The organism is Lacinutrix sp. Hel_I_90, from assembly GCF_000934685.1.
Classification (GTDB): domain Bacteria; phylum Bacteroidota; class Bacteroidia; order Flavobacteriales; family Flavobacteriaceae; genus Lacinutrix.
The window spans coordinates 2,484,318-2,508,733 of sequence record NZ_JYNQ01000001.1 but is presented as its reverse complement, the minus strand read 5'-3'; the positions used below and the strand labels follow the sequence as shown (position 1 = coordinate 2,508,733).

Annotated in this window: 18 protein-coding genes; 4 read left to right on the top strand and 14 right to left on the bottom strand. The window is 35.7% G+C overall.

Going from position 1 to position 24,416, the window contains the following annotated elements; translation table 11 throughout:
- Window positions 1–30 precede the first annotated feature (30 nt).
- Window positions 31–564, top strand: coding sequence for a ComF family protein (locus GQ46_RS11035; protein WP_369793439.1), 534 nt, complete (start codon window positions 31–33; stop codon window positions 562–564).
- Between the two features lie 107 nt (window positions 565–671).
- The gene (locus tag GQ46_RS11030; RefSeq protein ID WP_044404964.1) at window positions 672–2,288 is read left to right on the top strand and encodes an Ig-like domain-containing protein; all 1,617 of its coding nucleotides are present in this window, start codon (window positions 672–674) and stop codon (window positions 2,286–2,288) included.
- On the opposite strand, the gene GQ46_RS11025 is transcribed toward GQ46_RS11030, so the two are convergent.
- The 4 genes from GQ46_RS11025 to GQ46_RS11010 are packed head-to-tail and all read right to left on the bottom strand — an operon-like array spanning window position 2,272 to window position 5,295.
- Window positions 2,272–3,054: an amidohydrolase gene (locus GQ46_RS11025; protein WP_044401769.1), complete on the bottom strand. Its 783-nt coding sequence runs from the start codon at window positions 3,052–3,054 to the stop codon at window positions 2,272–2,274. The genes GQ46_RS11030 and GQ46_RS11025 overlap by 17 nt on opposite strands.
- 6 nt (window positions 3,055–3,060) lie before the next feature.
- Window positions 3,061–3,600 carry a hypothetical protein gene (locus GQ46_RS17180; RefSeq protein WP_052503466.1) on the bottom strand — a complete coding sequence of 180 codons (540 nt, stop codon included), beginning with the start codon at window positions 3,598–3,600 and terminating at the stop codon, window positions 3,061–3,063.
- A 16-nt stretch (window positions 3,601–3,616) separates the two neighbouring features.
- A complete protein-coding gene (locus GQ46_RS11015; RefSeq protein WP_044401766.1) occupies window positions 3,617–4,120 on the bottom strand; it encodes a hypothetical protein in 504 nt (167 codons plus the stop codon).
- Between the two features lie 32 nt (window positions 4,121–4,152).
- On the bottom strand, window positions 4,153–5,295 hold the full coding sequence (locus GQ46_RS11010) for a methionine aminotransferase (RefSeq protein WP_044401763.1): 1,143 nt from the start codon (window positions 5,293–5,295) through the stop codon (window positions 4,153–4,155).
- A 163-nt stretch (window positions 5,296–5,458) separates the two neighbouring features.
- On the opposite strand from GQ46_RS11010, the gene GQ46_RS11005 reads away from it, so the two are divergent.
- Window positions 5,459–7,555: a S46 family peptidase gene (locus tag GQ46_RS11005; protein WP_044401759.1), complete on the top strand. Its 2,097-nt coding sequence runs from the start codon at window positions 5,459–5,461 to the stop codon at window positions 7,553–7,555.
- A 371-nt stretch (window positions 7,556–7,926) separates the two neighbouring features.
- On the opposite strand, the gene GQ46_RS11000 is transcribed toward GQ46_RS11005, so the two are convergent.
- From GQ46_RS11000 to GQ46_RS10960, 9 genes are all read right to left on the bottom strand, one after another.
- Window positions 7,927–9,696, bottom strand: a complete 1,770-nt coding sequence (locus GQ46_RS11000; protein ID WP_044401756.1) for a DNA mismatch repair protein MutS — start codon at window positions 9,694–9,696, stop codon at window positions 7,927–7,929.
- Between the two features lie 11 nt (window positions 9,697–9,707).
- On the bottom strand, window positions 9,708–10,646 hold the full coding sequence (locus tag GQ46_RS10995) for a M28 family peptidase (RefSeq protein WP_052503465.1): 939 nt from the start codon (window positions 10,644–10,646) through the stop codon (window positions 9,708–9,710).
- Between the two features lie 97 nt (window positions 10,647–10,743).
- Complete coding sequence (locus GQ46_RS10990) at window positions 10,744–11,490, bottom strand: succinate dehydrogenase/fumarate reductase iron-sulfur subunit (RefSeq protein WP_044401753.1); 747 nt, start codon at window positions 11,488–11,490, stop codon at window positions 10,744–10,746.
- A gap of 9 nt (window positions 11,491–11,499) precedes the next feature.
- Window positions 11,500–13,497 carry a fumarate reductase/succinate dehydrogenase flavoprotein subunit gene (locus GQ46_RS10985; protein WP_044401750.1) on the bottom strand — a complete coding sequence of 666 codons (1,998 nt, stop codon included), beginning with the start codon at window positions 13,495–13,497 and terminating at the stop codon, window positions 11,500–11,502.
- Between the two features lie 15 nt (window positions 13,498–13,512).
- A complete protein-coding gene (locus GQ46_RS10980) occupies window positions 13,513–14,187 on the bottom strand; it encodes a succinate dehydrogenase cytochrome b subunit (protein WP_044401747.1) in 675 nt (224 codons plus the stop codon).
- 218 nt (window positions 14,188–14,405) lie between these two features.
- The gene (locus GQ46_RS10975; RefSeq protein ID WP_082041747.1) at window positions 14,406–16,376 is read right to left on the bottom strand and encodes a serine hydrolase; all 1,971 of its coding nucleotides are present in this window, start codon (window positions 16,374–16,376) and stop codon (window positions 14,406–14,408) included.
- An 89-nt stretch (window positions 16,377–16,465) separates the two neighbouring features.
- Window positions 16,466–17,488 (bottom strand): helix-turn-helix domain-containing protein, encoded by a 1,023-nt coding sequence (locus GQ46_RS17175; protein ID WP_052503463.1) that lies wholly within the window; start codon window positions 17,486–17,488, stop codon window positions 16,466–16,468.
- A 233-nt stretch (window positions 17,489–17,721) separates the two neighbouring features.
- Window positions 17,722–18,600, bottom strand: coding sequence for a hypothetical protein (locus GQ46_RS10965; RefSeq protein ID WP_052503462.1), 879 nt, complete (start codon window positions 18,598–18,600; stop codon window positions 17,722–17,724).
- 46 nt (window positions 18,601–18,646) lie between these two features.
- Window positions 18,647–21,487, bottom strand: a complete 2,841-nt coding sequence (locus GQ46_RS10960) for a glycosyl hydrolase (protein WP_044401743.1) — start codon at window positions 21,485–21,487, stop codon at window positions 18,647–18,649.
- A gap of 228 nt (window positions 21,488–21,715) precedes the next feature.
- On the opposite strand from GQ46_RS10960, the gene GQ46_RS10955 reads away from it, so the two are divergent.
- Window positions 21,716–23,008 (top strand): aminopeptidase P family protein, encoded by a 1,293-nt coding sequence (locus GQ46_RS10955; RefSeq protein ID WP_044401739.1) that lies wholly within the window; start codon window positions 21,716–21,718, stop codon window positions 23,006–23,008.
- Between the two features lie 44 nt (window positions 23,009–23,052).
- Here GQ46_RS10955 and GQ46_RS10950 read toward each other — a convergent pair whose 3' ends face one another.
- A complete protein-coding gene (locus GQ46_RS10950) occupies window positions 23,053–24,387 on the bottom strand; it encodes an aspartate kinase (RefSeq protein ID WP_044401737.1) in 1,335 nt (444 codons plus the stop codon).
- Between the last annotated feature and the right edge of the window lie 29 nt (window positions 24,388–24,416).

Below are 24,416 nucleotides of genomic sequence, written 5' to 3'. Positions count from 1 at the left end.
ACGAACTTTCACAAGAACAATGATGATTCAGTGAGTAAACTATTTTACGGACGGGCTAAAATTATAAATGGCACAGCACTACTTAGGTTTGAAAAAAAAGGAAGCGTGCAGCAACTAATACATGAGTTAAAATATAGAGAACAGCAAGATGTTGGGCTTTTTTTAGGCAATTGGCTTGGCGAAGAATTAAAGACAATAGAAGCCTATAAAAGCATCGATTTAGTGATACCAGTACCATTGCATAAAAACAAGTTGAGACGTCGTGGTTATAACCAAGTGACCAAATTTGGACAACAAATTGCAAAAGCTCTAAATACGGATTACGATGAGTCCGTACTTATTAAAATCACAAATACGACCTCTCAAGTTAATAAAAAACGATTTGCACGATGGAGTAACAACGATGAATTATTCTCATTAATAAACAAAGAAAAAATAGAAAATAAACACATTCTCTTGGTCGATGATATCATCACCACAGGTGCCACAATCGAAGCCTGTATTCAAGTGCTCAACAGAGCAGATCACGTAACTATTAGTATAGCAACTATGGCAATTGCCTAATTCTCCTTTTATAAAAGTTAAATTCTTTATAAACCTGTTGTATATAACGAGCCGATTTATGTTTCTTTACAAATATGTTGTTACTTTGTCACACATTAAAATTAGGCATGCAAAATAGGCTTTATAACTTTCTTTTCTTTTTAGTAATCGCAATTATAATTGGTAGTTGTGCTAATCGTGGCACTCCAAATGGCGGAGAAAAAGATATTTTACCACCAAAAATTGTAAAATCAGTTCCTGAAAATTACAGCACTAATTTTGCAGGAAAAGAAATACGTATTTACTTTGATGAATATATAAAAACAAAAAACTTAAGTAAACAGCTGGTTATTTCACCTCCCATGAAAACACAGCCTGAAATTACACCTTTAGGTTCTGCAAGTAAATATATAACCATTAAAATTTTTGATACGTTAAAGCCTAATACTACATATGCTTTTAATTTTGGGAATAGTATTGTGGATAATAATGAAGAAAATCCATTTAAGTTTTACAGATATGTGTTCTCTACGGGTAGTTATATCGATTCCCTATCTGTAAAAGGAAGCATTAAAGATGCTCTAAAGTTTGAAACGGATGATTTTGTATCCGTTGCTTTATATGAAGTCGATTCTACCTATTCCGATTCCTTAATTTATAAGGAAACACCAGACTACATCACCAATACTTTAGACAGTACAACAAACTTTAAAATTGAAAATGTAAAAGCGGGGACCTATATGCTTCGTGCTTTAAAAGATAAGAATGGGAACAATACGTTTCAGCAAAAGACAGAGAAGATTGCTTTTTACGAAAAACCAATTACACTACCTCAGGATTCTACTGGTTTTGAGCTGAGATTATTTAAAGAAGAAGTCAATTACAGAGCCGTAAAACCCAGTTTGATTAGTGGTGAAAACCTTGCTTTTGGTTTTGAAGGCGATTATAACAATATGACTATTGAATTGCTGTCTAAAGTCCCTGACACCTTTAGGTCACGCTACTACAAGCAGGAAGAAAAAGACACTCTCCTTTATTTTTACAGTCCAAAGTTGGAAGTAGACTCACTAATCTTTAAAGTTTCAAATTTAAAAAAGCAAGTCATCGACACTTTTACTGTAAAAATTAGAGATAATGTACGTGACTCGTTAATTTTAAAACCAAGTCCGAGAAGCATAATAAAGTTCAATCAAGATTATACCATTTCTGGAAATATTCCTTTTGAAACATTTGATGTAAACAAAATAAGTATTCGCAGCAAAGATTCACTCCTTGTCGATTTCACAACAGCTTATGATTCGCTTAAGAACGACTTCAAAATAAAATTTAAAAAAGAGGAAGACAATAAATATAACATTGAATTATTGCCAGGGGCCATCACAGATTTGTTTCAAAACACTAATGATACGCTAAGAAATTCAGTAAGAACACAAACTAAATATAGCTATTATACTTCAAGAGTTATTTTAGACAATGCCAAATATCCTGTAATTGTTCAATTAACCAATAACAAATACGAAGTCGTTGCAGAACAATATCTTGAAGCACCCAAGCCCGTAGACTTTGAGGATTTAGATTCAGGCATGTACTATTTACGGGTTATTTATGACGAAAACAAAAACGGCAAATACGACACAGGAGACTATTTAAAGGGGACTCAACCTGAACGCGTAAGCTATAGTCCAAAACAGGTGGAAGCCATCGCTGGTTTCGACGCTATCACTGAGTTTACATTGTTAGATTAAAAGCATCCTTATCATTTAAAAAACCAAGATGTTTTCTGTTTTTTTCAATATGCGTTTTAGAGAGTTCAATGACTTCGATGCCTTCCGTATTAGCTTCTAAATGCGTTAGTTTTTCTCCTAACACATCATAAGCAGCAGAATGCCCAGGATACTCATGTTTTTTTGCATCTAAACCTACACGGTTAACACCAATACAGTAACTCATATTTTCTATAGCGCGGGCTTTAAGCAAAGCATCCCAAGCTGCAATTCTAGGTTTTGGCCAATTGGCAACATAAAGCAACAGATCATAATTTTCTGTGTTTCTTGAGAATACTGGAAAACGAAGGTCGTAACATACTTGCGGACAAATTTTCCATCCTTTATATGCGACAATAACTTTCTCTTTTCCCGCTTCGTAAACCTTGTTTTCACCGGCCAATGTAAAGGTGTGGCGCTTGTTATAAATAGCTATCGTTTCGTTTGGGTGAACAAAAGCAAGACGGTTATAATAGCTATTGTTTTCTTCAATGATAAGACTTCCTGTTACCGCGCAGTTCTTTTCCTTAGCCATACGCTTCATCCATCTTATTGTTTCCCCTTCCATTGTTTCTGCAACAGTCTCTGCATTCATGGTAAAACCAGTAGTAAACATTTCTGGTAGAATGATTAAGTCTACCTGCTTCGTGATAGCGTTCATTTTTTCAGTAAAATTAGTACGGTTTTCAACCGGGTTTTCCCAAACTAAATTAGATTGTATAATTGCTATATTTAATACGTCACTCATTTAAAATTACTTTAATCGTTTTTTGGCTTTAGCAATATTACTTCTTAGGCTTTCAAACTTTTTCTGCCATTTCTCATAATCTTCAGGCGCTATTTTTCCTTTACGTTCTAATTTGTCGAATTTCTTTTTTTCTGACCTTAATTTAGATTCTGCGCTTTCAAGTTTTTTCTCGGCCTTTTCTTTTTGCTTAATCGCCTTTTCTTTCTTTTTAAGCTCTTTTTCAGCCTCTTTCTGTTGCTTTTCAGCTTTTTTTTGTTGTTTTTCTGCCTCTTTCTGTTGTTTTTCTGCCTTTTTCTGTTGCTTTTCGGCCTCTTTCATATGTTTTTCTGCCTTCTCCAGTACTCTCTCTTGCTTTTCAATACGCTCAAAACGGGTTCTAATTTCTTCTTGAGCAGAGACGGTTAGTAGTTTAGATTGGTCTTTACCGTCTTTATAAACTGTTTTTCCTTTAACAGTATAGACTTCATTATTATAGGTAACGTCTTGGGCAAAAGTGAAATTTATTGCAAAAATAAATAGCACTAAACCATAGTGTAGTGATTTCATAAACTTATAAATTATGTTATTGTTTGTTTAACTCCCTCTGAGCAGATTCTAAATCTTCCTCTAATGATTCAATTTTTTTCGCCCATTCTTCTTCATCATTAGGCGAAAGTTTTCCTTTTTTATATGCGCGCTCATACGCTTCTTTTGCGCTTTGTAACTTCTCTTTAGCTTTAAAAAAAGTTTGTCTCGCCTTTTCTTTTCTTTCTAATGCCCTTTCAATCGCTTCTTGCTTTTCTATGGCTTCTTCTTTTGTTTTTTCGGCCTCTTTCACTACCTCCTCCAAAGCTTTTTTCTGCTTTAATGCTTCTTTTTCTGCGTCTAGGCGTTCATCCAGCTGAGACATAATAGTGTCTTTTTCATCATCTGTCAATGTTTCTGTAACCTCCTCTCCATTCGAGTAAAAGTGATTCCCTCTTACCTCATAAACGGCACCAGCGTCCGTAATTACTTTCTCTGTTGAGCCACAAGATGCAACAATAAACACTAAAAAGATTATAAATAGCAAATTTGAATGTTTCATAGTCTGTTTAATTCTTTAATTGAAGATACTAATTAAATATGATTTAAAATTTGGGCTGCCTTTTTTAATGTGTCTTCTGTTTTAGCAAAACAAAAACGCAGCACTTTATAATCTTTATTATTTTCATTAAAAACCGATAAAGGGATAGCGGCCAAACCTTTCTCTATGGTTAATTCCTTAGCAAAAGCAACATCATTCTCTTGAGTAATTTCAGAAAAATCTAACACCTGAAAATAAGTCCCTTTTGCTGGAATACTTTTAAACCGAGAAGGCGCTATTAAGTTCAAAAACAGATCTCTTTTTTGTTGATAGAATTGCGACAATTCCAGATAATGATCAGGTTCTTTTAAATAGTCTGCAAATGCCTTCTGCATGGGATTATTGACACTAAACACATTAAATTGGTGAACTTTTCTAAATTCATCCATGAGTACTTTTGGCGCACAACAATACCCCACTTTCCAACCCGTGTTATGAAATGTTTTACCAAAGGAAGCCGTTATAAAACTCCTAGATTTTAAATCTGGAAACTTACAAATACTTTGATGTTGTAAACCATCAAAAATAATGTGTTCATACACTTCATCACTTAACACGATGCAATTGGTGTTTTTTGTTAGCTTTTGAAGTGCCAACATATCATCTTCTAACAAAACACTTCCACTAGGGTTTTGCGGTGTATTGATAATAATCAATTTTGTTTTCGCAGAAAAATGTTTATTAACGTTATTCCAGTCTATTTTATAATGGGGTGCTTCTAGTTGTATTCCTATTGTTTTTCCACCGTTAACTTCAACTGCTGGTTCATAACAATCATAGGCTGGTCTAAAAATAATAACCTCATCATTTTGTCTTATAAAAGTAGAAATTATGGTATAAATAGCCTGCGTTGCCCCTGCAGTTATTGTAATCTCGGTTTCAGGAGTATAAATAGCATTATAAAGTAAGTGTATTTTGTCGGCAATCGCTTCACGCAATTCCATATTTCCTGGCATTGGTGCATATTGGTTATAACCAGAACCCATTGCTTTAGTGACTAAATCCTTTAATTTTTGGTCACTATTAAAATCTGGAAAGCCTTGAGATAGATTAATCGCATTGTGCTTATTTGCCAATGTACTCATGACAGAGAAAATAGTCGTGCCTATAGTTGGTAGTTTTGATTGGTGCTGCATTTTATTTTTTCAGAATAACTAAAGATACAATATCATGAATTTATTTTGGTCCTTTTTTATTTTAAATAGGACTTGTGTTAAAGTTTAGAACTATTCTTAAAATCGTATTAATTAAAAAAGGCAATGTTTTATATTTGATATTGTCCTAAATAAAACAACAGTTATGAAACTCTTAAAATTCCTACTCCTTTTTATTACCTTTAACCTTTCTGCCCAACAAGGCGGCATGTGGATTCCTTCTCTCTTAGAAGGCATGAACGAAGATGAGATGGCTACCCTTGGTAGCAAACTCACCGCTAAAGATATTTATGATATCAATACTTCCAGTTTAAAAGATGCTATAGGTCATTTTAACGGGGGTTGCACCAGTGAAGTCATTAGTGATCAAGGCTTAATTTTAACGAATCATCACTGTGGATTTTCTCAAATTCAATCACATTCTTCATTAGAAAACGATTATTTAAAAGATGGCTTTTGGGCAATGAATCTGGAAGATGAATTACCAAATGAAGGCTTATTTATAGAATTTATAGTACGCATTGAGGATGTTACTTTTCAAGTTCTAAAAGGTGTAGAGGATGCGATGCCCGAAAATGAAAAACAATCCATAATCTCTAAGAATAGTAATGCGGTTGAGGCTGCTACAACCAGGGAAGCATGGCAAAACACGAAAGTGAAGTCGTTTTACAAGGGCAATCAATATTTTTTGTTTGTAACCGAACGCTTTGAAGACATCCGTTTAGTTGGTGCACCGCCTACCAGTATAGGTAAATTTGGAAGCGATACAGACAACTGGGTGTTCCCAAGACACACTGGAGATTTCTCAATGTTCCGTATTTATGCAGATGCCAATAATCGTCCTGCGAAATATAGTAAAGATAATAAACCTTATAAGCCAAAACATTTTTTACCCATCTCTTTAGATGGTGTTGAAGAAGGCGATTTTACTCTCGTTTTTGGCTTCCCTGGCAGAACAAACGAATATTTACCAGCGGTTGCGATAGCGCATATAACTGAAGATTTTAATCCCAGTAATATTGCGATTCGTGAAGCAGCTTTAAAGGTAATAGATGCTGCCATGAAGTCTAGTGATGCCGTAAGAATTAAATATGCGTCTAAACAAGCACGAATCGCCAACGCATGGAAAAAATGGATAGGTGAAAATTTAGGCATTAAAAAAAGTGGTGCTATTGCGGAACGCCGTAAATTTGAAACCGCCTTTACTAATGCATTAATTGAGAAAAATTTAGTCGCTAAATACGGGGCTATTCTACCTGAATTTGACCGTTTGTATAATGATTTTGCTGCAATAAATATTAAACGTCGAAACTTTATTGAAGTCTTTATGGTCACTAATGAACTCATGCAAATGACGTATAGAGCCTTCCAACTGGAGCAAGCAATAATGGCAAATCCCGATAATTTTGAAAAGGCAAAAGCAGACCTCATTGGACGACTAAAAGGTATTCATAAAAATTATGATGTAGCAGTAGATAAAGGTGTTTACAATAATGTGATGCCGCTTTATGCTCCAAATAACGTAACTGCTTCAATCTTTGAAAAAACAGCATTTACAGATTTAAAATCTGCATTAGCCCTTTTAGATGGCAAACCAAAAGAAGTCCTTAAAAAATTAAATAAAGATGCGGCTTATGCGTATGCAAAGCCAATTATAGAAGCCTATACTACTAAAATTGATCCGGAATTTCAACAAAAAAACGAAGCGATTACTGCTTTGCAAACAAAATACATGACGGCACTAATGGAAGCCTTACCTGAGGCACGCTACTTTCCAGACGCCAATGGCACACTCCGGGTAACCTATGGTCAGGTGCGCGGTTACTCTCCTAGAGATGCGGTGTATTATGAACCTGTTAGCCACTTACAAGGTGTCATAGAAAAATATGTGCCTGGTGATTACGAATTTGATGTGCCACAAAAGCTATTGGATTTATATGAAACTAAAGATTACGGACCCTATGCCGACTCAAAAGGTAAAATGCCATTGTGCTTTTTAGGAACCAATCACACCACTGGTGGCAACTCTGGAAGTCCAGCTATTGATGCAAATGGCAATCTTGTTGGTTTAAATTTTGATCGCGTTTGGGAAGGCACCATGAGCGACATGAATTACGATCCTGAGATTTGCAGAAATATCATGGTCGATGCGCGTTACATTTTATTTATTGTCGATAAGTTTGCTGGCGCCACACGATTGATTGAGGAGATGACCTTAGTGCACCCTAAAAAGAGTAAGTAGTAACATTATTCAGTAACCTTTACCATTTATAATTTTCCAGACCTCACTAGTTTTAAAAACCTGTGAGGTTTTTTTTACTTTCACAATAGAAGCGCATTCAAGGCTCGCTTTTAAGTTTGCCATTCCCACGTTTAATACTAATATCTCTTTTAGTAACATGCTTGATTTTTGAAACGATTACTGGAAACGAAATTCCTGGATTTGAATTTGTAATGTGCGTTGAATTTCTGTAAAATGGTATTGTATTGCTATTTATCACGCTTTAAAAGAGGCACAACCATCTACTTCCCTTTCTTAGCAAAAAAGCAAGCCGAATTTTTTAATAAGCTGCTAGAATTTTTAATTTACGATATTTCAGCCTTCGCAAGCATTTAGACGATCTCCATTTTCTTCAATAAGAAACTCGCATTCATATTCTGGCAAATGCCCTTTTTAAAGGTATAATCGAAATAAAGTTCATCATCAATTATCTGAGCATCAAAATAATAATTCTCAACTTCGTCTAATTCTTTTTCTATTTCACATAAACTTAAATCGTGTGTAGCAATAATGCCTGTGGCATGACTAGCTACGAGTTTCTCTACGAATTTCCTCGACCCAATCGCTTTATCGGTACTATTGGTGCCTTTTAGAATTTCATCTAGAATAATAAAGTAATTATCCTCCTTAATAGCATCAACAATGTATTTTAACCGTGTTAACTCACTAAAAAAGTACGAACTGTCATCAGTTAAAGAATCGGACGTTCGCATGCTGGTTATTAATTTTATCGGGCTGTAAACACTTGAATGCGCACAAACCGGCAACCCCATGTTCGCCATGACCATATGTAAAGAAACGGTACGCAAAAACGTGCTCTTTCCAGCCATATTTGCACCTGTGATAATAAAAAACTGTTGGTTTTCTATCTCAAAATCATTATCAATACGCTTCTCTTTTTTTAGCAAAGGATGGCCTAATTGTGTTACACTTGTATTGCCTTTTTCTGCTACAATCTCCGGATAAATATACTGCTCGTGGTTAAAGGCATAATTGCCCAAACTATTATAAGCATCAAAAAAGGAAACCACTTCAAACCAGTCTTCCACTTTGTCTTTGTACGTTTCTATCCATTGTTCTATGGCAAAACTGTTTCGCAGGTCGGTTAAAAAATAGCCGTTTCCAAAAATAGCAGAAATAAGATTACTCCTATTATCCAAAGCATCCATCGCTTTAGAGAGTTCTTTTAAAATAGCCGACGCTTTCTTGTCTTTAAGCTGAATTTGTTGTTGTTTTTGCTGAAGTATTCCTGAAGTAAAGGGTTCATTCTCTATGACTTCTAACAACTGCGCATATTGCCTAAAGGTATCTCGAATGTTATCGGTATGCGACGCTAAATTGTTTATTTTTTTTAAATAACGCCCAGTTACAAAAAGGCCAAGCATTAACCAAAAACCCACGTATAGTGCCGGAACTATTCCTGTAAAACCTAAAATGAGTATTATCAAAGACGCTAACGAAAAGCCTAATGGTATCCCTTTCATTATTTTTGGTAAAAACGATTTATGAGATTGTAACCATGTTATAATAGTGATCACCTTGGTCTCCACTTTAATTAAACTAGCTTTTGCTTGATAATCTTGTCTCCAATCTGATTTTGAAGCTAATTCTTTAATCGCTTCCTGACGTTTTACGATGTCTTTTATATTGTTTGCCAATAAAGACTTGGCTAAATCTTGAGTGCCTTCATTAATACCCGTTCTATCTATAAACTGAAAAAAGGAGCCACGACCAAATAAGTCGATATCCAACGCAAAATTATGGTTGGGATCCTGAAACGCTAGCCCTTGATTTTTATGATGAAAGTCTCCTGAAGCAATTTTTAGTTCTTCCTCATTAATCACCACTAATGCCCTTGTAAGATTGTATTTCGCTTTTAAATTAGTGTATTTATTCAGAAGGAATAAGAATGAAATAAGTCCAGCTAAGCCAATACCAACTGCTATTTGCCAATTATTAAAAGTAAAATAGAGCCCTGTAATTGTCGCCAAAAAAACCAATAACCGTGCAGTACTTAAGCCTGACAGCTGTTTGTATCGTTTAGAAACCTCTGCTTTATATTTTTCTATATTTAACTTGTAAAAAGCACTTGAATTCGTCATAAAATAATTACTTAAAGTTTCATTGCATCATAAGTTTCAAACAAGCGAATGATGGTTTGCACGGCATCTATATAAAATTGGTTATGGATGCGTTCAAAATCATCAGTTGGTTTATGATAGTCCTCATGATCTGCAACACCCAAATAGAGAAATGGAATTTTAGCTTTATGAAATGCGGCATGGTCACTCGAGTTGGTCCAGTTATCACCACTGTCTAAGCCTTCATGACCAATTACAAGCTTTACTTGTCCTAAATTTTGAAAGCCTTCAATCGCTGGTTTTAATTGTGGATAGTACCGTGAGCCAACAGCAAATAATTCCTTTTTATCACTTCGGCTTATCATATCCATATTTAAATTAAGGGCGATATTTTCTTTTGGTATCATTGAATTTTCAACAAAATGGTATGCCCCTTTTAAACCTAATTCCTCTGCATCGAAAGCGGCTAAAATCACATTGTGTTTTGGAGGATTAGTTTTAAAATATGTTGCAAAGGCAAATAATGCACTTATCCCAGACGCATCGTCATCTGCGCCATTATAAATGTCGCCGTTTTTTATCCCTTCATGATCGTAATGCGCCGATAATACTATGTATTTATTGGTATGTTCTGTCCCTGGTACAATTCCTAAAATATTTTCAGCGTCATAATTCCCGAATTTGAATGCTTGTTCATAACCGGATCCTAAAGGGGTAACTCCTAACTGTAAGAAACGCTCAATAATATAGATTCTCGCCTTTTCAGCACCCTTAGTTCCCGTTCTTCTGCCTTCATACGCATCAGATGATAATTCTTTAACATCTTTTAAAAGTGCTTCAGTATCAAAAAGGTAATTCTCAATTTTAGTATTAACTTCAATTGGGTTGGCATCAGGTGTTGTTTGTGTTTGTTGTCCTTTACAATTCAGTAAAACTAGAGCAAAACAAACGATTAGCGTATAACGATTCATACTATTTATTTTTATGTAAATGTAATAAAAAACCCAAGTGTTTAAACTTGGGTTTTTTTTTAATTACGATTCTTCGACTACTCTTAGAACACAAATATTATCCTTTTAAGCTGGCTGCTAAATACTCACGATTCATACGTGCAATATTTTCTAACGAAATACCTTTAGGGCATTCCACTTCGCACGCTCCAGTATTAGTACAGTTACCAAAACCTTCATCATCCATTTGTTTTACCATGTTTAAAACACGATCTGTAGCTTCTACCTGACCCTGTGGTAATAATGCAAATTGAGAGACTTTAGCCCCTACAAATAACATCGCACTAGAGTTCTTACAAGAAGCAACACAAGCACCACAACCAATGCAGGTTGCCGCAGAAAAAGCTTCATCTGCATCTTCTTTGTTAATTGGAATGGTATTCGCATCAATGGTATTTCCTGACGTATTTACAGAAATAAATCCTCCTGCATGTTGAATGCGATCAAAAGCAGTTCTATCAACTACTAAATCCTTTATTACAGGAAACGCTTTTGCTCTAAAGGGCTCTATAAAAATGGTATCACCATCCTTAAACATACGCATGTGCAGCTGACAAGTAGTTATACCCCGATCTGGACCATGCGCCTCGCCGTTTATATATAGTGAACACGAGCCACATATCCCTTCACGACAATCATGGTCGAAAGATACAGGTTCATCTCCTTTTTCAATCAATTCGTTATTTAAGACGTCTAACATTTCAAGAAAAGACATATCTGGAGATATATCGCTGATTTTATAATCAACCATTTTTCCTTTATCGTTAGCATCTTTTTGACGCCAAATTTTTAACGTTAAATTCATAGCTTTTCTTTATTTATAACTTCTTTCTTTAACTTCTATATTCTCGTATGCCAACGCTTCTTTATGAAGCACAGCATCTTTTGGCTCTCCTTTGTACTCCCATGCAGAAACGTACTGGAATTCTTTACGACGCATCGCTTCCCCTTCTGGAGTTTGATATTCTTCTCTAAAGTGACCTCCCGCAGATTCTTCTCTTTCTAAAGCATCTTTAGCGAACAGTTCGCCAAGTTCTAAGAAATCAGCCACACGACCAGCTTTTGCTAATTCTTCGTTGAATTCGTTAGCTGTTCCAGGTACGCGAACGTCTTTCCAAAATTCTGCTCTCAAGTCTGAAATTTCAGTAATAGCTGATTTTAAATCTTCAGCATTTCTAGCCATTCCACATTTGTTCCACATGATTTTCCCTAATTTTTTATGGAAATAATCTACTGAATGCGACCCCTTATTATTAATTAAGTGATCAATGTTTTTTCGTACTTCAGCTTCAGCGTCTTCAAATTCTTTTGTGTCCGTTGAAATTGGTCCTGTACGAATATCATTAGATAAATAATCTCCAATCGTATAAGGTAATACAAAATAACCATCGGCTAAACCTTGCATTAATGCCGAAGCACCCAGCCTGTTTGCACCGTGATCTGAGAAATTCGCTTCGCCTATGGCATATAAGCCAGGTACCGTTGTCATTAAATTGTAATCAACCCATACACCTCCCATGGTATAATGCACGGCAGGATAAATCATCATTGGTGTTTCGTATGGATTCTCATCTACGATTTTCTCATACATCTGGAATAAGTTTCCATACTTATTTTTAACAACCTCCTGACCTAATTTCTTAACTAAAACTGCATCATTTTCATTTAATCCTTTAACATGTGCTTGTTCTTTTCCATAACGTTCAATGGCTGAAGCGAAATCTAAATATACCGCTTCTCCCGTTGCATTTACACCAAAACCAGCATCACAACGTTCTTTTGCTGCACGAGACGCTACATCACGTGGCACTAAGTTACCAAACGCAGGATAACGACGCTCTAAGTAATAATCACGATCATCTTCAGCGAGTTGTGTTGGTTTCAAGGTCTTATTTCTAATCGCCTCAACGTCTTTTTTATGTTTTGGCACCCAGATACGTCCGTCATTTCTAAGTGACTCAGACATCAAAGTTAATTTAGACTGGTGGTCTCCCGAAACAGGAATACAAGTGGGGTGAATTTGCGTATAACATGGGTTTGCAAAATATGCACCTCGCTTATGCGCTTTCCATGCCGCGGTTACATTACTTCCCATCGCATTTGTTGATAAAAAGAATACATTACCATAACCACCTGTTCCAAGCACTACTGCATGAGCAGAATGACGTTCGATTTCTCCAGTGATTAAGTTACGTGTTATAATCCCTCGTGCTTTACCATCAACTTTTACAACGTCTAACATTTCGTGACGGTTGTACATTTTAATTTTACCACGGCCTATTTGACGGTTCATAGCAGAATAAGCCCCTAATAGTAATTGTTGCCCTGTTTGTCCTGCAGCATAAAAGGTTCTTGATACTAAAACCCCACCAAACGAGCGGTTATCTAACAATCCACCATATTCTCTAGCAAACGGAACTCCTTGTGCAACACATTGATCGATAATATTTGCAGAAACCTCAGCTAAACGATACACGTTTGCTTCACGCGAACGGTAATCACCCCCTTTTACAGTATCATAAAATAAACGATACGTTGAATCGCCATCGCCTTGGTAATTTTTAGCTGCGTTAATTCCCCCTTGGGCAGCAATAGAGTGTGCACGTCTTGGGGAATCTTGAAAACAGAACGCTTTTACGTTATATCCAAGTTCTGCTAAAGTTGCTGCAGCAGAACCACCAGCTAAACCTGTACCAACAACAATAACATCAATGTTACGTTTGTTAGCAGGGTTAACTAAATCGATATGATTTTTATAATTGGTCCACTTGTCTGCAATTGGACCTTGAGGTATTTTAGAATCTAAAGCCATAAATCTCTCTGTTATTTAGTGATTAAAATGATGAAACAATGCAATAAAGATGAATCCTAATGGAATTCCAATGGCATAAATTTTACTAAATCCTTTTAATCCTTTTGTGTATTTGTTGTTTGCTCCAACCGACTGGAATGCCGAATTGAAACCATGTAATAAGTGTAACGCTAAGAATACAAACGCAAGTACATAAGCACCAACTCTAATTGGGTTTACAAATTTGTGAGTTAGTTCTTCATAATAGCGAAAATCGCCATTTGGCAATAATCCTGTCATATCACCTTCTATATATTTTGTATTTATCTCTGGCAACCAAAAATCAATAAAATGTAGTACTATAAAAGCTAAAATCGCCAAACCACTCCAAATCATATTGCGGCTCATCCATGTTGAATTCGCTGCACCATTATTTTTAGCATAGCTAATTTGTCTGGCCTTATTGTTTCTAATCTCTAAAACAAAACCCATAACGAAGTGAAAAATAACTCCGAAAATTAATACAGGTTGCAATAAATACTGCACCGCCCAAAACGTACCCATAAAATGAGACGCTTCGTTAAAAGCATCTGGGCTAAATACCGATAGAATATTAATTGCAAAATGTTGAAGTAAAAAAACCATTAGAAAGAGTGCCGAAAGTGCCATGGCAAACTTTCTTCCTATTGACGAATTTAAAATTCCGCTCATTATGTATGTAGTTAATTATTTGTTGCACAAAGATAACCCCTGTTAGCTGGTGAAACAAATTTTAAATACAGTTTTCGTTGAAATTTAGAATGGGTATAAGTTAAATTAAAACTAAGATCGAATAACCTTTAAAACTTGGAAATTAAAAAGCATCAATTCGAGTATGGAACCGATGCTTTTATCTTAAAAAAAGACTTTATATTCTAATTTCACTTGGATTAAAATAAATCCAAATTTGGCCATGCCCCAATGGCATTAATCCCTTCTTCTATAGCTGTTGTCAAAGCACCTCCTTGACCATCTCCATTCCCAGTCGAATTAGAAAGAATTGCATAGCTAATGCTGTTATTCATTTTCTTTAAAGCTGTACTGGTTCCTGACATTCCTCCGCCATGAGACATTCTTGACGCCGAACTATTAACGCCCCATCCTTTAGCATATCCATTGTTTAAAGTAGAGGTGGTCATGGTGTTAAAAGAGGATTCTTTAATAATATCCTTTTTAGAATTTTGCCCATCCACACGAACCATAAATCGCATTAAATCTACAGACGAGGCAATCCAACCGCCATGCGCATCCATTTTACGCATTTTTAAGTTATAGGGATTACCTTCTGTATTATAATACGCTACTTCTTTGTAAACACGATCTGTTTTATCACTAGGACCAATTTGCATTTTACTTATTCCACAAGGTTTCAAAACATTATTTTTTACATAACTTTCATACGATAAGCCAGATTTTTTACTTATAATGCGCCCTAACACGCAGTATCCATAATTTGAATACTCATAAAAAGTCCCAGGCGTGTGTGTTGGATTTCTATCATCTAAAATTCTTTTAAATAAGTCTGCGTAGCTTTCTTCTTTAGTCAATTGCATTGCTGCACTCCAGGTATCCACATTTTTCGGAGTCATATTATTATCCCACGAATGACCTCCTGCAATATGTTCTAAAAGGTGTTGCACTGTAATTTCTTTTTCTCTATTGCCATAAGCCTTTGTCCCGTATGTCGTCCCTAGTATCTTTCCAGTACCAAATACCTTATCTGACAGCTTTACTTTTCCTTGTTCTACAAGTTTCATAATAGCAACGCTGGTAATTGGTTTTGATACACTTGCCAAACGAAACAAACTGGTTGCCGATGCAATTTCTTTTTCATCTTTCTCGCCATAGCCATAGCCTTTTGCATAGACTAATTTTCCATCTTTTACTATGGCGATAGAAACACCAGGAATCTTAAACTTTTTTTGTACTGCTTTAATCTTTGCATCCAGTTGTTTTACGTCTGCATATTTCCATCCACCAACCGCTTTAAAAGAGGCTGCGTATCCTGCTCCTTTCCCTGCATCATGACCACTAACACTAATGGGAACAAAGCCCTGATAGTGATGATTGTCGTATTGCAGCTGGTAGTTAGTATTATTCATTCCATGACGTGCACTATATCTTCCCGATACTTTTTCCATAATACAAGCATAATACACTTTACCATCTGCATCATAACTATCCACTTGTGTTAGTTTAAATCCTTTTTTAGAATAATCACTAAACACCTCCTGATATTGTTGACTACTTAAGCCATGTCTGGCAATGTAATTATTGTTTTTTTCTTTTTTCCAAATAGCAGCATAATACACCTTACCTTTTACGCCATAGCCGCTAACATGAATTAATCTATATCCTGCTTTGTGGTTTGCACTAAATTCATCTTGATATTGTTTTCCAGTCATGCCATGTCTTGCCTTTAAACCAGCTTGACTTCCTTTTTGCCAAATGGCGGCGTATCTTGCTTGATTTCCATCTGAGTAGCCATCTACATGTATTAATCGGTAGCCTTTTCCACTCCATTCATTAAACTCATCCTGGTACTGCTTTCCTGTCAACCCATGTCTTGCAACTAACCCAGATGTATTTCCTTTTTCCCACAAAGCCGCATAATAAATCTTACCATTTACCAAATAACCATCTACAGCGGTCAACCGAAACCCTTTATTATTTAATTTACTAAAATTATCCTGATATTGTTTTGAGGACATACCATGCCTTGCTACCCAATTCGTTAATGTTTTTGTTGCTACTGGTTTTTCAGTTCTGGAAAATCCTTCAATGTTCTTTTCGTTTGCATATGAGAAACTAAAGACTAGTAATCCTACCCATAATGCTAATTTAAATTTTGTTTTCATCATTTTTATTTTTTAATTAATAACGATGCAAACCTAGAAGAAACGAAGCGTATGAGCGTCCTGTACTATTTAAACTAAAAGAATCAGGACGATTAAGGGTGTTTTTCCTGAAAGGCAGTGGGTGTCATTCCTGTATGCTTTTTAAAAGCGTTGTAGAAAGCTGATTTAGAATTAAAACCTGATTCCAGACCAATAGATAACATAGGATATCCTAAAAAGTCAGAATCGGTTAATTTTGATTTCACCTCATCAATACGATACGCATTTACAAAATCTGAAAAATTATGACCACTTAGCGTATTGATTATCTGAGAAAGATAATTGGTACTGATTTGTATTTTTTCTGAAACAGTAATCAACTTTATATCAGGATTGTGGTATATCTTTTCTTTCTCCATCAAATAACATACCTGTTTATAATACGCATTATCCTCGGTGATATTTAATGCTTTTTTTTGATCTAGTTGTAGTAATTTTTTCTCAGTCAATTTCGCTATAAGCTGAAATAGATACAGATGACTCTCTGTAAAAAAAAACCTTTTTGAATGCTCGGCATCTAAGACACCTATTAATTTTTCTTCTAGATAAATTGGAACTGTCAGTTCAGATTTTCTCTTTTTATCATCAACAATGTAACGAGCATCTTTAGTTGTATCTTTAATTAATTCATATTTGCCGGTTTTTGCAACACTGCCAACGATACCTTTACCAACTGGAATTTGTTTTGGGAGTAGAATTTCCTTTTCTCCTTTTAGCTTATTGCCAAAAGCGGCAACCTGACATAATTCTTGTTGTTTTTCATCTAAAAGATACAACACACAATCTTCAAGTTTTAACTTAGAAATACAGTTTTCAATAATATCCCACAACACTTCTTTGGTTTTATATTTATCAAATAAAGCCATAGCAAAATAACCTAATATGGCTGTAACTTCATATTGATTTCTGTGTAATACTGAAAGGGCATGAGCATCGAAGAACTCATTTAAACTGGACAAGTTGATCTCTTGCTGTTTATCCTTCTTTTTAGAAACTAAAATTTTGTATAATACCAATATTAAAAGTACCACAGCAACAATAAATGTAGAGACGCTATACAAGTTAGAAAGTAACATTATGGCAGGCTATTTAGTATAAAAATACGATTAAAATAAGTGTTTAATCTTTGTTTAAAGCTATTTTCAACAATAAGCTACGAATAAATGTGTTTTTTAGATTATTTTCTAAAAAGGATGTCTTAGGTGGATTCAGATAAAAAACAAGTCTAATACTAAAAGAAATCAGATTACAGTTGCCAGTGTATTGGCAAAAAATATTTTAAGTTAGAAACGTTCTATTTAACCATGGTTTAATTAATAACCATTGGAATTAATCCTCGAAGTCCCATATCAACCACTTGTTCTCCAGCACTAGGTTCATATTTACCATCGGCATTAACCTCTGTCCATTCAAAACTGTTATTTACAGAGAACGATAAGGTCACCTCGACATCCTGTGTTTCAGCTCCTGTTATTGTAAAGCTATTTTCAAATTGCCCTGTAACCACACACGAGCCTTGAGTAATTGGAGACGTTTGAAATAAAGGGTTAGGTACTGTGGTTGCTCCAACTGGAGCTTGACCTTGAAAGGTTAAGCCTAAAGTTTCAAAAGCCCAATATCCTTGCAATTTATTTGTATTTAAATCAATATTGCTATTGTTTAAACTCAAAGATGAAATGTAAGTATTATAGCCTACAAAACTGGCTAATGTTCCTGTATATTCATTACCATCCTCTGCTAGGAAATCTATATCCCCCTCTTGGTAAGCTAAAGAAACGCGTACCCAATCGTAATTTCCTACAGCAACTTGGCTTAACGGAATAGTTATAAACGTTTCATTATTTCCGGCGAAATCAGCATTTTGAAAATCTATTGCTATGGTTCCTCCCTGTTCTGTTTCCAACCCTTTGTATATGATCTCACCTTGCCCTAGCAATGTGTTTGCGTTTGGAGCAAGCTCAATATAATTAGCACTCATTTTTTCAAAAACGGGTGACTGTGCAGCATTACCTGAAGGAATAACTGCTGGCTGACCCAAATTATTTAAACGCTCTTGGGAGGAATCAAACTTAAATTTAATAATTAAATTGGCTTGAGTATCGTTATTTTGAACAGGCTCATCATTATCGCTACAAGCTGTTAACCCTATTAACACGAATAGGATTGGTATCATTTTTAAAACTTTCATTCTTTTGGGGTTTTGATATAAAACTAAAAAAATAAGAAAATAGTATTTACTCGACCTCTAAGCCCGTTGTAAAACCATCAACATAAACTGAATACTTCCCTTTAGGAAGATAATATTTATCGTTCTTTGCTTTTTTTACATCAATACTTGTATTTTCTTTTAGCAGCTTTTTTCTTCCTTTTTCGGTAATGCTTAAATCGTACTCCATGTAATTAAAGCCTTCATCTAACTCAACTTCTATAGTGTGTAAAACAGAATTTTGATCACTTCGAATTTCAATTGTTTTTTTTGCTGAAGCATTGGCATATAACTTAATTGTGGTCGCTGGTTCATAGGGCTGCATCCATTTACTCCAGCTATTTCCCCAACGGTTGCTGTGATTAATATTTTCAATAGCGAATAAGGTGATAGGCGAGTTCATTTCAGCACCATTCATTTTTTGTAATGGTTCAATATTCGTTTTGTAAATACTCCGACCGTGTGTTCCTATTAATAAATCATTAGCACCTTCCTGAATCACGATATCATGCACTGCCACAGCAGGCAATCCTTTTGAAAAGGCTTCCCATGTTTTACCACCATTAAAAGAGACGTAAGCACCATTGTCTGTACCTAAGTAGACTATAGCATCGCTAACTGGATCTTCACGAATAACATTTACTGGCGCATCTGGCACATTGTCACTCAGGTCCTGCCAGGTTTTTCCATAATCTGAACTTACATATACATAAGCTTTAAAATCATCCCAACGGTAACCGTTTAGTGTTGCATAGACCTTTGCTTTATCATGTTTTGAAGCAACAACTCTACTCACCCACAAGTCTTTTGGCAACCCTTCACTTATGTTCTCCCATGATCCGCCGGCGTTTTTACTAACATGAATTAACCCATCGTCACTACCAACATAGAGCAAGCCAAACTCAAAAGGCGATTCACTAATACTGGTTAATGTACCGTACGCTACATTACCTTGTTTACCCCCTTGGGTTAAATCGTCACTAATCGCTTTCCAGGTGTCACCTTTATCCATAGAACGCATAAGTTTATTACCCCCAAAGTATAAGATATCCTGGTTGTGTTTTGATAAATGAATGGGTGTTTGCCAATTAAATCTATACGGATTTTCACCTAATTCGTGTTTAGGCTGTATGTATTTTTGCTCGTCTGTACCACGATTTAGTCTATAGTAATTCCCAAACTGAAACCCTGTATAAACGATATTAGCATTGCGGTTATCAATTTCAATTTGCATGCCATCGCCACCCATAATACTTTCCCATGGGTATTGACCACTTTGATGCCAAGCTTTGTTTTCTGGTGCATTATTCGCACCAACCCACACGCCATTGTCTTGCAAACCACCATAAACGTTGTATGGCTTCGCATTGTCGACATTAATAGCATAAAATTGACCAACCGCTGGCGTATTATTTTTTATCCAATTTTCTCCATCGTCGTAAGTAATATTAACGCCACCATCGTTACCATTAATCAAGTGGTTTGTGTTTTTAGGGTTTATCCATAACGCGTGATGGTCTGCATGTACATTTTCTGCACTAATAGAAGTAAATGTCTTTCCGCCATCTTTAGATTTTAAAATAGGCACACCATATACATAAATGTTATCGCTATTATCTGGAGCAACATAAATATGTCCAAAATAATAGCCGTAGCTATAATACAAGTCATCTAAATAGCCCTCATGTGTTTTTTGCCATGTCTTTCCGCCATCCGTACTTTTATAAACCTCAGCACCAATTACGGGCGTATCAAACAACATCGTATTAGCATCTTCTAGATAGTGTGCTAAATCAACTGGTTTCACATTGCCACTGCGCACCATTTGTTTTACATTTTCAGCACGGTATTTTTCTTGAAAGCCATTGGTTTTCAAAAACCCATTGAGCTTTTTATCCTCAAGATTTAAAAACGTTTCAGTATCCATCGTTTTAAAATCCTCTTTTTGCAGCCCTCTAGTGTCTTCTTTTTTCTCTTCGGAAGGTCTTCGGAATTGACTATCGTGAATGGCATAAATCGTCTTATCATCGTAAAGTGCCAATCCTATTCTGCCCACACCGTTCCCTAAAGGAAAACCGCTTGCTTCAGTAGATACTTTTGTCCACGTATCGCCAGCATCTGTGCTTTTATAAATCGCTGAATTGTTTCCACTACCACCAAAATTCCATGCTTTTCTCTCTTTAGTCCATGAAGTGGCAAACATCACATTAAAGTTATTAGGCGCATATTGCAGATCAATTATACCGCTTGTAGCATCTACAAACAATGTTTGCTCCCAGGTTTTTCCTCCATCTTTACTTTTATAAATCCCTCTATTTTTATTTGAAGAGTATAAATGACCTGTTACACCAACAACGATCTCAGTTGGATCACCAGGGTTCAATAAAATACGTCCAATATGATGCGAGTCTGGTAAGCCCATATGCGACCATGTCACTCCATTATCGGTAGATTTTAACAACCCGATCCCTGCATAAGACGATCGTGAGGCATTATTCTCTCCTGTTCCCACCCAAATGGTTCTTGTTTTCCAGTCTACCGCAATATCACCAACATTTTGTGTTTGTGAGTTGTCTAAAATTGGGACGAACGTAGTGCCATTATTTTCAGTATACCACACGCCTCCAGAAGCGTAACCCACATAAAACTCTGTTGGATCTTCTGGGTTTACTGCCAAATCTACCACACGACCACTCATAACCGTTGGCCCAATATTTTCAAAAGGAATGTTCTTTACTAGCGAATGCTTTTGATTGTTTGTTTTCTGCTGGAGTGCTTGTTGCAAATCATCAGCCGTTGTAGCCAATTGTTGGGCTTCTGTTTTAAAAATAAAAGCAAAAAGTAACAGGAAAAGAAATCTGAATGTCATAGAATATGGATTAAACGTGTAAGGTAAGAATTCTACCAAAATCAACAAAAGAGATTAACAAATGTTAGCTAGAATTTCTTTTAGCGGTATAAATATTGTTATTTTTACAAAAATCAAATAATACTTTAAATAATGGGGTTTCTGCTTTTTTACTTTCGGAAATCAAATTAATAAAACACAGTTTAAATAGATTCCCACTTTCGTGAGAATGAATAAAAATCTTATCCAATGAAATACCATAAAATTGATTCGAAACTCTTTATAAAAAACCGTAAAAATTTTGCTGCACAAATGCAAGCTAAAAGTTTAGCGGTGTTTAACTCGAACGACATCTACCCAATAGGAGCCGATAGCACAATGCCCTTTGAGCAAAGTAGAGATATTTTTTATTTAAGCGGGGTGGATCAAGAGGAAAGCATTCTGGTACTGTTTCCAGACTGTCCAAATGAAAAGCATCGTGAAATTCTGTTTTTAAGTGAAACTAACGATCATATTGCGGTTTGGGAAGGTGAAAAACTAACCAAAGACGCCGCCTTCGAAACCAGTGGTATTAAAACCGTCTATTGGCTAAAAGAGATGGAAAAAATCATGTTCGAGATCATGACGCAAGCCGAAACGGTGTATATAAATACCAATGAACATTATCGCGCCAATGTAGAAACAGAAACCAGAGAAGATCGCTTTACGAAGTGGCTAAAAAATAAATATCCTGCACATCGTGTCGCTAAAAGTAATCCTATTTTACAACGTTTACGCTCTGTAAAAGATCAAATCGAAATTGATTTAATGCAACAGGCTTGCGACATTACAGAGAAAGGCTTTAGGCGTGTTTTAGGTTTTGTAAAACCTGGCGTTTGGGAATTTGAGATTGAAGCAGAATTTATGCACGAATTCTTAAGAAACCGTTCTAAAAAATTCGCTTACACTCCAATTGTTGCTTCAGGTAATAACGCGAATGTGTTGCATTACATTGAGAATAACCAACAGTGTAAAGCTGGCGATTTAATTTTACTAGATGTTGGTGCTGAATATGCCAACTATTCTAGCGATATGTCACGTACCATTCCTGTTTCTGGAAAATTTACAGACCGACAAAAGCAAGTATATAATGCCGTTAATCGTGTAAAAAATGATGCGACAAAACTATTGGTACCAGGAACGCTTTGGGCTGAATACCACGTTGAAGTTGGCAAATTAATGACTAAAGAATTACTCGATTTAGGGTTACTAGACAAAGCCGATGTTAAAAACGAAAATCCAGATTGGCCGGCCTACAAAAAATACTTTATGCATGGTACCTCACACCACATTGGATTAGACACACACGATTATGGCATTTTAACAGAGCCAATGAAAGAAGACATGGTCTTTACAGTAGAACCAGGCATTTATATTCCTGAAGAAGGTTTTGGTATTCGTTTGGAAGACGATTTGGTCATACAAAAAAACGGAGAACCATTTAACTTGATGCGTAATATTCCAATTGAGGTTGAAGAAATAGAGGATATAATGAACTCTTAAAAAAAATATTAAAAAAGCGAGCTGAAAAGCTCGCTTTTTTAATATTAGCTAAACACTAAACGATCACTATTCTCAAAAACATAACGCTGTAACTTTCGCAACGTTTCCTGTTTATCACTAGTGTTAACAAGTAACGAAATATTGTTATTGCTACCACCGTAGGCAATCATTCGTACATTAACGTCTTGTAATATTTGAAACAATTGTGGTGTATCTTGATGGTAAATAATATTGTTTCCAACTAGGCAGACAATACTCATAAAATCATCGACTTCTACATGAGCTACTTTTTTAAGTGCTTCTACTATCGCCTCTAAATGCGTGTCATTATCAATGGTTAACGATACCGCTATTTCCGAAGTGGTTACCATGTCTATGGACGTTTGGTAGGTTTCAAAAATTTCAAATACTTTTTTTAAGAAGCCATAGGCTTGTAGCATTCTTGCCGATTTAATTTTAATCGCCGTAATACCGTCTTTCGCTGCAATCGCTTTGATGCCTTCTCCATGAATTTGATTTGTAATTAAGGTGCCAAATGAATCTGGTGACAGCGTGTTTTTTAAGCGCACTGGTATGTTTAACTCCCGAACGGGCATAACCGTTTGCGGATGCAGCACTTTAGCTCCAAAATAAGCCAACTCTGCGGCCTCATCAAAAGAGAGGTTTGAAATCGCTTTTGTTTTTTCTACAAAACGCGGATCGTTGTTATGAAAGCCGTCAATATCGGTCCAAATTTGAACCTCCTGAGCACCTATTGCTGCCCCAATAATAGTTGCTGTATAATCGCTTCCGCCACGCTGTAAATTAGAAATACGCTCTTCAGTATCTAAACAAATAAAACCTTGTGTTATGTAAATATCTGCATCAGCAACTTCATTAAGCATCCTATTTAAATTTTGTTTAATATAGGCCATGTCTGGCTCATTATTGTCATCAATTCTCATAAAATCTAATGCTGGTAACAAGGCCACTTTTTTATGGTCTTGAAACAAAAACCTACTGAATAAAAAGGTAGACAGCAACTCACCTTGGGCAACAATTTTATTATATGACAAAACAGAATACGGCGTGTTTGAGAGCGCTCTCAACCCTGAAAATATAGTGTTGACGTAAGCCTTAGCTTCAATGACTAAAAAGGGATTACTAATTAAACTTGAGACGGTTTTTTTATAGCTGTCGTGTAAAACCTCTATTTTAAGTACGGCCTGCTCGAGTTCACCATTTTTTATAAATTCTGAAATAGTAACTAAGGCATTTGTAGTACCCGACATTGCAGATAAAACAACGACTTTTTTTTCGCCATCATTTATAATGTTTTTTACACGGGTCATGTTTTCAACAGACCCAACAGAGGTTCCTCCAAACTTTAATACTAGCATGCGCTTTTTGTTCGTTTAGCTGGCTAAAT

Coding starts and splice junctions, on each gene's coding strand:
- GQ46_RS17175 (WP_052503463.1), bottom strand. CDS start 17,488: ATGTTACTTTCTAACTTGTATAGCGTCTCTACATTTATTGTTGCTGTG.
- GQ46_RS10985 (WP_044401750.1), bottom strand. CDS start 13,497: ATGGCTTTAGATTCTAAAATACCTCAAGGTCCAATTGCAGACAAGTGG.
- GQ46_RS11005 (WP_044401759.1), top strand. CDS start 5,459: ATGAAACTCTTAAAATTCCTACTCCTTTTTATTACCTTTAACCTTTCT.
- GQ46_RS11025 (WP_044401769.1), bottom strand. CDS start 3,054: ATGAGTGACGTATTAAATATAGCAATTATACAATCTAATTTAGTTTGG.
- GQ46_RS10980 (WP_044401747.1), bottom strand. CDS start 14,187: ATGAGCGGAATTTTAAATTCGTCAATAGGAAGAAAGTTTGCCATGGCA.
- GQ46_RS10990 (WP_044401753.1), bottom strand. CDS start 11,490: ATGAATTTAACGTTAAAAATTTGGCGTCAAAAAGATGCTAACGATAAA.
- GQ46_RS17180 (WP_052503466.1), bottom strand. CDS start 3,600: ATGAAATCACTACACTATGGTTTAGTGCTATTTATTTTTGCAATAAAT.
- GQ46_RS11010 (WP_044401763.1), bottom strand. CDS start 5,295: ATGCAGCACCAATCAAAACTACCAACTATAGGCACGACTATTTTCTCT.
- GQ46_RS11000 (WP_044401756.1), bottom strand. CDS start 9,696: ATGACGAATTCAAGTGCTTTTTACAAGTTAAATATAGAAAAATATAAA.
- GQ46_RS10995 (WP_052503465.1), bottom strand. CDS start 10,646: ATGAATCGTTATACGCTAATCGTTTGTTTTGCTCTAGTTTTACTGAAT.
- GQ46_RS11015 (WP_044401766.1), bottom strand. CDS start 4,120: ATGAAACATTCAAATTTGCTATTTATAATCTTTTTAGTGTTTATTGTT.
- GQ46_RS10975 (WP_082041747.1), bottom strand. CDS start 16,376: ATGATGAAAACAAAATTTAAATTAGCATTATGGGTAGGATTACTAGTC.
- GQ46_RS10955 (WP_044401739.1), top strand. CDS start 21,716: ATGAAATACCATAAAATTGATTCGAAACTCTTTATAAAAAACCGTAAA.
- GQ46_RS11030 (WP_044404964.1), top strand. CDS start 672: ATGCAAAATAGGCTTTATAACTTTCTTTTCTTTTTAGTAATCGCAATT.
- GQ46_RS10960 (WP_044401743.1), bottom strand. CDS start 21,487: ATGACATTCAGATTTCTTTTCCTGTTACTTTTTGCTTTTATTTTTAAA.
- GQ46_RS10950 (WP_044401737.1), bottom strand. CDS start 24,387: ATGCTAGTATTAAAGTTTGGAGGAACCTCTGTTGGGTCTGTTGAAAAC.
- GQ46_RS10965 (WP_052503462.1), bottom strand. CDS start 18,600: ATGAAAGTTTTAAAAATGATACCAATCCTATTCGTGTTAATAGGGTTA.